This window comes from Streptomyces halobius (assembly GCF_023277745.1).
Lineage (GTDB): Bacteria > Actinomycetota > Actinomycetes > Streptomycetales > Streptomycetaceae > Streptomyces > Streptomyces halobius.
This window is the reverse complement of record NZ_CP086322.1, coordinates 3794908-3806144: the sequence shown is the minus strand read 5'-3', so window position 1 is coordinate 3806144 and position 11237 is coordinate 3794908. Positions and strand designations below refer to the sequence as shown.

General features: G+C 70.7%; 7 protein-coding genes and 2 pseudogenes. 3 read left to right on the top strand and 6 right to left on the bottom strand.

Going from position 1 to position 11237, the window contains the following annotated elements; all coding sequences use genetic code 11:
• Positions 1–135 precede the first annotated feature (135 nt).
• The gene (locus K9S39_RS17260) at positions 136–2235 is read left to right on the top strand and encodes a thioredoxin domain-containing protein (RefSeq protein ID WP_248864256.1); all 2100 of its coding nucleotides are present in this window, start codon (positions 136–138) and stop codon (positions 2233–2235) included.
• Between the two features lie 220 nt (positions 2236–2455).
• On the top strand, positions 2456–3460 hold the full coding sequence (locus K9S39_RS17255) for an MDR family NADP-dependent oxidoreductase (protein ID WP_248864255.1): 1005 nt from the start codon (positions 2456–2458) through the stop codon (positions 3458–3460).
• 167 nt (positions 3461–3627) lie between these two features.
• On the opposite strand, the gene K9S39_RS42415 is transcribed toward K9S39_RS17255, so the two are convergent.
• From K9S39_RS42415 to trhA, 3 genes and pseudogenes are all read right to left on the bottom strand, one after another.
• Positions 3628–3948: an acyl-CoA-like ligand-binding transcription factor gene (locus K9S39_RS42415; RefSeq protein ID WP_319949561.1), complete on the bottom strand. Its 321-nt coding sequence runs from the start codon at positions 3946–3948 to the stop codon at positions 3628–3630.
• Between the two features lie 57 nt (positions 3949–4005).
• A pseudogene (locus K9S39_RS42410) lies at positions 4006–4077 on the bottom strand (TetR family transcriptional regulator); the annotation flags it as partial.
• 506 nt (positions 4078–4583) lie between these two features.
• Entirely contained in the window at positions 4584–5414 is an 831-nt protein-coding gene (gene trhA, locus K9S39_RS17245) for a PAQR family membrane homeostasis protein TrhA (protein WP_248864254.1), read from the bottom strand.
• Positions 5415–5655: 241 nt separating this feature from the next.
• On the opposite strand from trhA, the pseudogene K9S39_RS17240 reads away from it, so the two are divergent.
• Positions 5656–7489: pseudogene (locus tag K9S39_RS17240) on the top strand (phosphoenolpyruvate carboxykinase (GTP)).
• Positions 7490–7641: 152 nt separating this feature from the next.
• Here the strand turns inward: K9S39_RS17240 and K9S39_RS17235 are convergent.
• The 3 genes from K9S39_RS17235 to K9S39_RS17225 all read right to left on the bottom strand — a co-directional run bounded on the left by K9S39_RS17235 (position 7642) and on the right by K9S39_RS17225 (position 11231).
• Positions 7642–8100: an SCO4983 family protein gene (locus K9S39_RS17235; RefSeq protein ID WP_248864253.1), complete on the bottom strand. Its 459-nt coding sequence runs from the start codon at positions 8098–8100 to the stop codon at positions 7642–7644.
• A gap of 148 nt (positions 8101–8248) precedes the next feature.
• Positions 8249–9460 carry a pyridoxal phosphate-dependent aminotransferase gene (locus tag K9S39_RS17230; protein WP_248864252.1) on the bottom strand — a complete coding sequence of 404 codons (1212 nt, stop codon included), beginning with the start codon at positions 9458–9460 and terminating at the stop codon, positions 8249–8251.
• A gap of 55 nt (positions 9461–9515) precedes the next feature.
• Positions 9516–11231, bottom strand: coding sequence for an N-acyl-D-amino-acid deacylase family protein (locus K9S39_RS17225; RefSeq protein WP_248864251.1), 1716 nt, complete (start codon positions 11229–11231; stop codon positions 9516–9518).
• Positions 11232–11237 lie beyond the last annotated feature (6 nt).

Genomic DNA, 11237 nt, shown 5'->3' with positions numbered 1-11237 from the left:
TCCTGTGGATAACTCCCGCGCTCGCGCCCGCAGAGTTGTCCACAGGCCGGAGAGAGACCCCGCGACTGCGGCCGTCGGCCCGAAAAGCGCCCTCTGCTCCCGCCTCACCACGGTGCATTGGGAGAGGATGGACGTATGCCGAACCGCCTGGCTCATGAGACTTCCCCGTATCTGCTCCAGCACGCCGACAACCCCGTCGACTGGTGGCCGTGGTCTGCCGACGCGTTCGAAGAGGCCCGGCGGCGCGGTGTGCCCGTGCTGCTCAGCGTCGGCTACAGCTCGTGCCACTGGTGCCATGTCATGGCGCACGAGAGCTTCGAGGATCCGGCCACCGCCGCGCTGCTCAACGAGAACTTCGTGTCCGTGAAGGTCGACCGCGAGGAGCGCCCGGACGTCGACGCCGTCTACATGGAGGCCCTACAGGCCGCCACCGGCCAGGGTGGTTGGCCGATGACCGTTTTCCTCACCCCGGAAGCCGAGCCCTTCTATTTCGGCACCTACTTCCCGCCCGAGCCCCGGCACGGCATGCCGTCCTTCGGCCAGGTCCTGGAGGGCGTACGCAGCGCCTGGGCCGACCGGCGCGAGGAGGTCGGCGAGGTCGCCGGCCGGATCGTCGCCGACCTCTCGGGGCGCTCGCTGGCCGAGACGCTGGCCGGGAAGGACCAGCGCCCCCCGGGCACCGAGGAGCTGCACACCGCGCTGATGGAGCTGGCCCGCGAATTCGACGCGGTACACGGCGGATTCGGCGCCGCGCCCAAATTCCCGCCGTCCATGGCGCTGGAATTCCTGCTCCGCCTGCACGCCCGGACCGGATCCGCGGCGGCCCTGGAAATGGTGCAGGCCACCTGCGCGGCGATGGCCCGCGGCGGTATCTACGACCAGCTCGGCGGCGGTTTCGCGCGCTATGCGGTGGACACCGAGTGGACCGTGCCGCACTTCGAGAAGATGCTCTACGACAATGCCCTGCTGTGCCGGACCTACGCGCACCTGTGGCGGACCACCGGATCCGACCTGGCCCGCCGGATCGCCGTCGAGACCGCCGACTTCATGGTCCGCGAGCTGCGCACCGACGAGGGCGGCTTCGCCTCCGCGCTGGACGCGGACAGCGACGACGGCACCGGGAGGCATGCCGAGGGCGCCTACTACGTATGGACGCCGGAGCAACTGCGTGCCGCGCTCGGCGAGAGGGACGCGGCATTCGCCGCCCAGTACTACGGCGTCACGGAGGAGGGCACCTTCGAGCAAGGGGCGTCGGTCCTTCAACTCCCGGACACCGAGCGAGAGAGGGGCAGCACGGAGCGCTCCCAAGGAAGGGCCGTGGTGGGCGACGGGTGGGCGGACGCCGAACGGGTGGCGTCCGTCAAGCGGCGGCTGCTTGAGGCGCGTGCGGAGCGGCCTCGCCCGGGGCGGGACGACAAGATCGTCGCCTCCTGGAACGGGCTGGCCATCGCCGCGCTCGCCGAGACCGGCGCCTACTTCGACCGGCCGGACCTGATCCAGGCCGCCACCGACGCCGCCGACCTCCTGGTCCGCGTCCACATGGACTGGCAGGCCCGGCTGCACCGCACCTCCCGTGAGGGCACGCCCGGCGTCAACTCCGGTGTCCTGGAGGACTATGCGAATGTCGCCGAGGGCTTCCTGACGCTGGCCTCGGTCACCGGGGAGGGCGTCTGGGTGGAGTTCGCCGGTTTCTTCCTGGACACCGTGCTCGTCCAGTTCACCGCCGCGGACGGCGCCCTCTACGACACCGCCGCCGACGCCGAGGAGCTGATCCGCCGCCCCCAGGACCCGACCGACAACGCCACGCCCTCCGGATGGACCGCGGCCGCCGGCGCCCTGCTCTCGTACGGGGCACTCACCGGAAGCGGCCTCCACCGGGACGCCGCGGAGCGCGCTCTCGGGATCGTCACGGCGCTCGGCGGCCGGGTCCCGCGCTTCATCGGGTGGGGGCTCGCCGTCGCCGAGGCCGCGCTGGCCGGGCCGCGCGAGGTCGCCGTCGTCGGCCCCCAGGACGACCCGGCCACCCGCGCTCTGCACCGTGCCGCGCTGCTCGGCACCGCCCCGGGGACGGTCGTCGCGCTCGGCGCACCCGGGACGGACGACAGCGAGGAGGTGCCGCTCCTCATGGAACGCCCCCTGGTCGACGGCCGGCCCGCGGCGTACGTCTGCCGCAACTTCACCTGCGAGCGGCCGACGACGGACCCGGAGGAACTGGCGGAGCGGCTGCGAACGTGACGGGGTACGGAGGCGGGAAGGTGCGCCCCGGGGAGATCCCCTGGGACGCCCCTCCCGGGGGTCTGCCGGTACCTCGGATCGGCCCCGTAGCGCCCCGCCTGGCCCGTGACGCCCCGCCTGGCCCATGACGCCCCGCCTGGACCGTAACGCCGGGGCGCCGCCTCAGGTCCTAGGACCAGCGACCGGTTGTGACATCCCCGGCACGATCTAGCCTCAAGACATGACGAACCGTACGCACCGTGAAGTCCGCCTGGCCGCCCGTCCCCAGGGGCCGGTCACCGACGACCTCTTCGAGATCGTGGAGGTGCCGGTTCCGGAACCGGCACCGGGCCAGGTCCTGGTACGCAACACCCTGATGAACGTCGCCGCCGTGATGCGCACCCTGATGGACGAGACCACCGATGTGCCGATGCCCTCCTTCCAGCTCGGCGAGCCGCTGAACGGCGCGGCCATCGGTGCGGTGGTGGCCGCCCCGGGGACCGATCTCAACCCCGGTGACCTGGTGCAACACCGCCTCGGCTGGCGCGAGTACGCACTGCTGGACGCCCCGCAGGCGCAACGTATCGACCCGGACGTGCTGCCCGACCCGGCCGGTTATCTCTCCCAGGGCCCCACCGCCTGGATGGGCATGGTGCGCGGCGCCGAAGTGCGCCCCGGGGACACGGTGTTCGTCACCGGGGCGGCGGGCGGCGTCGGCTCGCTGGCGGGCCAGATCGCCCGGCTGCGGGGCGCCACCCGCGTCATCGGCAGTACGGGATCGCAGGCCAAGGCGGACCGGCTGACCGCGGAATTCGGCTATGACGCGGTGGTGATGCGCGGCGCGGGCCCCATAGAGGAGCAGCTGCGCCGGGCCGCCCCGGAGGGCATCGACGCGCTCTTCGACAACGTGGGCGGCGAGCAGCTCCGGGCCGCGATCGCCGTCGCCAACAGGGGCGCCCGCCTGGCCCTCATCGGGGCGCTGTCCCGCCAGCTCTCCGAAGACGGCCCGTTCACCACGGAGATCGACACCCTGTCGCTGCTCGCCCGCAGCATCACCTTGCGCGGCCTTGCCCTCTACGACCACCTGGACCTGATCCCGGAGTGGCACACGACGTTCGGCAAGGGCCTGCGCGACGGCACGCTCACCTTCCCGCACGTCCGGCTCCAGGGCATCGAGCAGGCGCCGCGGGCGCTCCGGGAGCTGACGGAGGGGCGTCATCTCGGCGCCGTGGTGGTGGAGTTGTAAGCCGACGGGGGCGCGGGAGCGCGCCATCCGCCTTCTCCCTGTGCGGGTGAGTCCCAGCCCTCAGTGCGTAAGTGCCCGCCCTCAGGGGGTGAGCCCCCGAGCCAGCACCTCCAGCGCCTGGTTGATCAGGTCTTCCAGGTCCGCCGTCCGGTCGTCCTCCGCCCAGCTCAGCAGCGCCTCCTGGAGGCCGCCGGGATCGCCGCACCGATGACCCGCACCTCCAGGTCGTCGGCCGGGCGTCCGGTGCGCTCCGCCAGGAGGGCGCTGATCATCGCGGCGTCCCGGGCGGTGTGCTCCGCGGTACGGCCTCGGACGGCGGGGACTTCGCGGATCAGCCGGGCACGCTGGACGAGTCCGGTACGGTCCGCCGCGTCGATCCGGAGCAGTGTCTCGATGGCGACCTGCCGCACCGCCTCCACCATCGGCTCGTCGGCGGGACGGGCGCGGATCCCGGCCTCCAGCAGGGTGTCGTACTCGTCCGTCAGCATGATGTCCTCCTTGGTGGGGAAGTAGCGCAAGACCGTGCTGGGCGAGACCTCCGCGGCCTCGGCGATCTGATCGACGGGGGACGCGTCGTATCCCTGCTGTGCGAAGAGCCGGCAGGCGGCCCGGCGGATGGCTGCCGGGTCTGGATCTTCTTCCGCTCGCGCAGCCCGGTCTACGGCGTCCCGGTTGGCGTGGTGGCGGATCTACGTGCGGAAAACCATGGGGCCTGATTGTCGGGCAGCGGGGGGCCGGGCGGCCACGGCCGCGGTACTGCCGGTGCTCCCGGTACTTCCGGACCGTCATGGAACCCCGACTGTCGGTGGTGTGTGTCACGCTGAGGCGTGGGAATGATTACTTTCGGTGATGCCGGGAGGAGTGGTCGGAGGGTGGTCGGTGGGTGATGTGGATGCGACCTGCGAGTGAGCTGTATGGCGCGGTGGCCGCCGTGCTGTGTGTCGCCGGTTTCCTCATCGGTGGCCATGTGCTGGTTCTCGCCATCGTGTCCGCGGGGTTGGCGGTCCTGACATGGCGCGTGGCCGCGGCCTCTCGGCCGCGGCCACGGCGGGGTGCGAGAGGAGCACCCCCCATGCCCTTGAGACGAAGGGGGGCCGATCGTCCGGTCCGGGGCCGGCCCGTCTCAGGCGTGCGAATACGCCACCAGCGAGATGCCGACGTAGTGCACCACGAAGGCCGCCAGTGTGAAGGAGTGGAAGACCTCGTGGAAGCCGAACCACCGCGGTGAGGGGTTGGGGCGCTTGATGCCGTAGATGACGCCGCCCGCGCTGTAGAGCACCCCCCCGACGATGACGAGCACCAGCACGGCGATGCCGCCGGTCCGCAGGAAGTCGGGGAGGAAGAAGACGGCGGCCCAGCCCATGGCGAGATAGCAGGGGGTGTAGAGCCAGCGCGGTGCGCCGACCCAGAAGACGCGGAAGGCGATACCGGCCAGTGCGGCCGCCCAGATCGCCCAGAGCATCACCTGGCCGCGGGATCCGGGCACCAGCAGCACCGTCACCGGCGTATAGGTGCCGGCGATGATCAAGAAGATGTTGGCGTGGTCGAGGCGGCGCAGAACGCCGTCCGCCCGCGGGCTCCAATTGCCGCGGTGGTAGAGCGCGCTGACGCCGAAGAGCAGGCAGGCGGTCAGCGTGTAGATGGCGCAGGCCAGCCGTCCGCGGGTGCTGTCGGCCAGCGCGGTGAGGATGACTCCGGAGAGCAGGACGGCGGGGAACATCCCGGCGTGCAGCCAGCCGCGCAGTTTCGGCTTGAGCGGCGAGGTCACGGCGGCCAGCGCCGCGATCGGCCCCGTATCGGTGCTGGTCACCGGGGTGGCCGTGGTGGTCGCGGTGCCCGAGCCGGTGCCGGGGTCGGGGACGGAGTCGGAGTCGGAGTCGGTCGGGGAGCCTCTGCCGGCCGCGGCAGGCGCGGTGGAGGGGCGGCTCTCGGCGGCGTCTGGCGCGGAAGTCATGGCCGCAATGCTATCTACGCCACCGTAAGTTACGGATTCGCCCTGAAGTGGTGACGGTCACCACAGTGCCCTCTGGACAGAAGCTGAACAGGGTCGGATGATCAAATGAGTGCGGTCGGCACCGGATGAGCGGTCACGAAGCATCCGGGTCGCGGCCCCCAAGGGGCAGACATCCAAAAAGTTGCGGATTTTCCCGGCAAAACGGGCATGGATCCGTCCACACCCTCATCTAGGAGCGATCGTGGCGCGCGACAACGCGGCTCCCTCCCCCCGCCCCCACCCGTCACCAGGAGCTCCTCTCCTGGGTCGATGAGATCGCGGCGATCACCCAGCCCGACCGGGTCGTCTGGTGTGACGGCTCGGAGGCGGAGTATCAGCGACTGTGCGAAGAGCTCGTCGACAAGGGCACGTTCCAGAAGCTCGACCCGATCAAGCGCCCCAACTCGTACTATGCCGCGTCCGACCCCACGGACGTGGCGCGCGTCGAGGACCGCACCTTCATCTGCTCCGAGAAGGAGGAGGACGCCGGCCCGACGAACCGCTGGAAGGCCCCGGCGGAGATGCGCGAGATCTTCACCGGTGTGAACGGCGAAGGCGGCATCTTCCGCGGCTCGATGAAGGGCCGGACGATGTATGTCGTCCCGTTCTGTATGGGGCCGCTCGGCTCCGACCTCTCCGCCATCGGCGTGGAGATCACCGACTCCGCCTACGTCGCCGTCTCGATGCGCACCATGACCCGTATGGGCAAACCGGTGCTCGACGAGCTCGGCGACGACGGCTTCTTCGTCCGGGCGGTGCACACTCTCGGTGCCCCCCTGGCCGAAGGCGAGGCCGACGTCCCCTGGCCCTGCAACTCCACCAAGTACATCTCGCACTTCCCCGAGACCCGCGAGATCTGGTCCTACGGCTCCGGCTACGGCGGCAACGCCCTGCTCGGCAAGAAGTGCTACGCGCTGCGCATCGCCTCCGTCATGGCGCGCGACGAGGGCTGGCTCGCCGAGCACATGCTGATCCTCAAGCTCACTCCGCCGCAGGGCGAGGCCAAATACGTCGCCGCCGCCTTCCCCAGCGCCTGCGGCAAGACCAACCTGGCCATGCTGGAGCCCACGATCTCCGGCTGGACGGTCGAGACCATCGGCGACGACATCGCCTGGATGCGCTTCGGTGAGGACGGCCGCCTCTACGCCATCAACCCCGAGGCGGGCTTCTTCGGCGTCGCGCCCGGTACCGGCGAGCACACCAACGCCAATGCCATGAAGACGCTGTGGGGCAACTCCGTCTTCACCAACGTCGCCCTGACGGACGACGGCGATGTGTGGTGGGAGGGCATGACGGAGGAGGAGCCCGCTCATCTGACCGACTGGAAGGGCAACGACTGGACCCCGGCGTCCGAGACCCCGGCGGCGCACCCCAACGCCCGCTTCACCGTCCCGGCCGGCCAGTGCCCGATCATCGCGCCCGAGTGGGAGGACCCCAAGGGCGTGCCGATCTCGGCGATCCTTTTCGGCGGCCGCCGCGCCAGCGCCGTACCGCTGGTGACCGAATCGCTGTCCTGGCAGCACGGCGTCTTCCTCGGCGCCAACGTCGCCAGCGAGAAGACCGCCGCGGCCGAGGGCAAGGTCGGCGAGCTGCGCCGCGACCCGTTCGCCATGCTGCCGTTCTGCGGCTACAACATGGGCGACTACATGGCGCACTGGATCAAGGTCGGTGCCGACAAGGACCAGTCCAAGCTGCCGAGGATCTACTACGTCAACTGGTTCCGCAAGGACGACAAGGGCCGCTTCGTGTGGCCGGGGTTCGGCGAGAACAGCCGGGTGCTCAAGTGGATCGTCGAGCGGCTGGAGGGTACGGCCGAGGGTGTCGAGACCCCCATCGGCGTGCTGCCCGCGAAGGGCGCGCTGGACACCGAGGGCCTCGACCTCGACGACGCCGACCTCGACTTCCTGCTCACCGTCGACGAGAACGTGTGGCGCGAGGAGGCGGCGCTGATCCCCGAGCACCTCAACACCTTCGGTGACCACACGCCGAAGGAGCTGTGGGACGAGTACCGTGCGCTGGTCCGGCGTCTCGGCTAGGCGCGACGCGTAGTACGACGCTCAACTCCCGTCCGGGGTCCCACATTCGGTGCGGGGCCCCGGACGCGTTTCGGGCGTCGCCCAGCGGCACCACGGGGCCGCCCGTCACTGCCCTGGCGTGACCCGTCACGTCACTCCTCCGACGTGCCCCGTCACGCCGTAGCGAGGTCCGGAAGCGGCGCGTGGTGCGCCTCCAGGCGCTCGGACGTCAGGGTGATCGCCGCGGCGTCGTTACGGGAAGTGGCCACCGCCAGCGCGTTCCCCGCCAGAGTGTGGGCGCGCTGCTGCAGGGCCGGGATACGGGACGGGTCGCCGCCGGTCGGCTCGGCGCGCAGCGGACAGCGGCCGCCGTTCAGCCGCGCGACCTGCTCGGCGAGGCGATCGGCGGCGTTCGCCAGCGCGGCGGCGTCCAGTGCGGCCCCGTAGGCGGCATCGCCGTCCGTGGCGTCGTCGGCCCGCACCGCCAGGGCGTGCAGCTCGTCGGTCACGGTGAGCAGCGCGGTCAGTTGTCCGGCGAGCCGGATGTCCAGCTCCTCCTCGCGGGAGCGGTGCGGGATCTCCGGGGCGGCGGCCATGGTGTGGACCGACTTGGTGCGGATCGGTTCGTACATGGGATGGCCTCCTGAAAATGGCTAGGAGACCATCCTAGCTTAGACTCTGTCTAAAGTTGTGAGGTGTACAGCCAAAGGTGCGCGGCGTGGGGATGCCGGGACGTCGGTACTGGCCGTAGGGGCGGTTCTGTGCTGTCGGTAGTGCGGTTCAGTGCTGTCCGTAACCGTCCAGGAAGGAGCCGATCCGGGTGATGGCGTCCGTCAGATCGTCCTTGTTGGGGAGTGTGACCAGACGGAAGTGGTCCGGCTCCGGCCAGTTGAAGCCGGTACCGTGGACGATCATGATCTTCTCGGCGCGCAGCAGGTCCAGCACCATCCGCCGGTCGTCCTTGACCTTGTAGACCTTGGGATCGAGCCGCGGGAAGGCATACAGCGCGCCCTTCGGCTTGACGCAGCTGACGCCCGGGATCTGGGTGAGCAGCTCATGCGCCGTATCGCGCTGCTCCAGCAGCCGGCCGCCGGGGAGCACCAGATCGTTGATCGACTGGTGGCCGCCGAGCGCGGTCGCGACCGCGTGCTGGGCCGGCATATTGGCGCACAGCCGCATATTGGCCAGGATCGTCAGGCCCTCGATGTACGAGCTGGCGTGCGCCTTCGGGCCGCAGACCGCGAGCCAGCCGCTGCGGTAGCCGGCCACCCGGTACGACTTCGACAGACCGTTGAAGGTCAGCGTGAGCAGATCCGGGGCGAGTGAGGCGAACGGGGTGTGGGTGACACCGTCGTAGAGGATCTTGTCGTAGATCTCGTCGGCGCAGACGATCAGGTTGTGGCGGCGGGCGAGCTCCGCGATACCGCGCAGCAGCTCGTCGTCGTATAGGGCGCCCGTGGGGTTGTTGGGGTTGATGACGACGATGGCCTTGGTGCGGTCGGTGACCTTGCGCTCGATGTCGGCCAGGTCGGGCATCCAGTCCGCCCGCTCGTCGCAGCGGTAGTGCACGGCCGTACCGCCGGAGAGCGAGACCGAGGCCGTCCACAGCGGATAGTCCGGGGCCGGGACGAGTACCTCGTCGCCGTCGTCCAGCAGCGCCTGCATCGACATCTGGATCAGCTCGGAGACGCCGTTGCCCAGGTAGATGTCGTCGACGGAGAGCTCGATGCCCTTGGTCTGGTAGTGCTGCATCACCGCGCGGCGGGCGGAGAGCAGGCCCTTCGCATCGCCGTAGCCATGGGCCGTGCCGACGGACCGGAGGATGTCCTCCAGTATTTCGGGCGGGCATGCGAAGCCGAACGCCGCCGGGTTGCCCGTGTTGAGCTTGAGGATGCGATGACCCGCCGCCTCAAGCCGCATGGCCTCCTCGAGGACCGGGCCACGGATTTCGTAGCAGACGTTGGCGAGCTTGGTTGACTGGATCACCTGCATGTCAGCCACCTTACGGCCGCATAACGGCGCCCGCCCGGTGTTTTTGCCCACTGGATCAACTGTTGGTGTGGAGTGTGTCACGGGGGGTGACGGTGCCGGCCCTGCCCGCCGCCGCCCGACCAGCGCGTCCGCCGCTCCCCTCGCCCGCCGGTCCGTCCGTCCGCCGCACCGCCCGTCCCGCCAGTACGTCCGTCCGTCGGCCGTCCTCGATCACGAAGCGGCCGTCGATCAGGACGTACGGAATACCCAGTGGCAGCACGCGCGGCGCCTCGAACGTCGAGCCGGCGGCGACCGTTTCGGGGTCGAAGAGAGCCAGGTCGGCGCGGTAGCCCTCGCGGACCAGGCCGCGGTCGGGCAGCCGTAGCCGGGCGGCCGGGCGCGAGGTCAGATGTGCGACGCACTCCTCCAGCGACAGCACGCCCAGTTCGCGCACGTACGTGCCGAGGTACCGGGGGAAGGTCCCGTACGCGCGGGGGTGGGGTTTGTCGCCCTGGAGGATGCCGTCGCTGCCGCCGGTGTGCACACGGTGCCGCATGATCTGCCGGACGTTCTCCTCGTGGCCGACGTGATGGAGGATCGTCGAGCCGAGGCGGTCGTCGATGAGGAGACGGCGGGCGGTGGTCCAGGGGGCCTCGCCGCGTTCGGCGGCGCTGTGGGCGAGCGTCTTCCCGACGTGGCCGGCGAGTCCCGGGTCGCGCACGCCCGAGATCTCGACGGTGTCCCACTCGATGGGCACGCCATGGCAGCCGTCGGAGCCGGTGACCTCCAGGTCGTGCCGTATCCGGGCGGCGCTCTCCGGGTCCTGGAGGCGGGCCAGGACCGCCTCGGGCCCGCCCACCGCGGCCCAGCCGGGCAGCATCGCGGCCAGGGTCGTGCAGCCGGGGGTGTAGGGGTACGTGTCGAGGGTGATGTCGGCACCCGAGGCGAGGGCCTTGTCCAGGAGGGCGAGCAGCTCGGGGGCGCGGCCCTTGTTGACGCCGAAGTTCATGGTGGCGTGGGCGAGATGGAGGGCGCAGCCGGCCTCGCGGGTGACGGCCAGCATCTCCTCGTACGCCTGCAGGGCGCCCGCCCCGTAGGAGCGGTGGTGCGGGCAGTAGTAGCCGTCGTAGCGGGCCACCACCCGGCACAGTTCGGTCAGTTCGGCGTCCGAGGCGTACATGCCGGGGGTGTAGGTCAGGCCGGAGGAGAGGCCGACGGCACCCTGTTCCATGCCTTCGGCGACCAGTTGCTTCATCCGGGTGAGCTCGTCGGCGCTGGCCGCGCGGTCCTCGTAGCCGACCGCGAGCATCCGGACCGTGCCCTGGGGGACGAGACAGGCGGCGTTGACGGCGATGCCGTGGCCGTCGAAGCCGTGGTCGAGCCGGTCGAGGTACTCGCCGACCGACCTCCAGGTGAAGTCCGGGGAGGTGTCCCCGGGCGCCCCGCCGTTCCAGCCGGTGATCTGGGCGCGGACCTGGGCGAGGGTGGCGTCGTCCACCGGCGCGTACGACAGGCCGTCCTGGCCGAGGACTTCGAGGGTGACGCCCTGGGCGGCCTTGGCTTCGTGACCGGGGTCGCGCAGCAGGGCGAGGTCGCTGTGGGCGTGCATGTCGATGAAGCCGGGGGAGAGCGCGAGGCCGCCGGCGTCCAGCACCCGGCGGGCGCTGGGGCGTCGGCCCGCACCCTCGCGCACGAGGGCGGCGATCCGGCCGCCGTCGATGGCGACATCGGCCCGGCAGGAGGCGCCGCCGGTGCCGTCGACGACCTTCGCGTCACGGATGACCAGGTCCATGGCGGG

Coding starts and splice junctions, on each gene's coding strand:
- K9S39_RS17260 (WP_248864256.1), top strand. CDS start 136: ATGCCGAACCGCCTGGCTCATGAGACTTCCCCGTATCTGCTCCAGCAC.
- K9S39_RS17255 (WP_248864255.1), top strand. CDS start 2,456: ATGACGAACCGTACGCACCGTGAAGTCCGCCTGGCCGCCCGTCCCCAG.
- K9S39_RS42415 (WP_319949561.1), bottom strand. CDS start 3,948: ATGCTGACGGACGAGTACGACACCCTGCTGGAGGCCGGGATCCGCGCC.
- trhA (WP_248864254.1), bottom strand. CDS start 5,414: ATGACTTCCGCGCCAGACGCCGCCGAGAGCCGCCCCTCCACCGCGCCT.
- K9S39_RS17235 (WP_248864253.1), bottom strand. CDS start 8,100: ATGTACGAACCGATCCGCACCAAGTCGGTCCACACCATGGCCGCCGCC.
- K9S39_RS17230 (WP_248864252.1), bottom strand. CDS start 9,460: ATGCAGGTGATCCAGTCAACCAAGCTCGCCAACGTCTGCTACGAAATC.
- K9S39_RS17225 (WP_248864251.1), bottom strand. CDS start 11,231: ATGGACCTGGTCATCCGTGACGCGAAGGTCGTCGACGGCACCGGCGGC.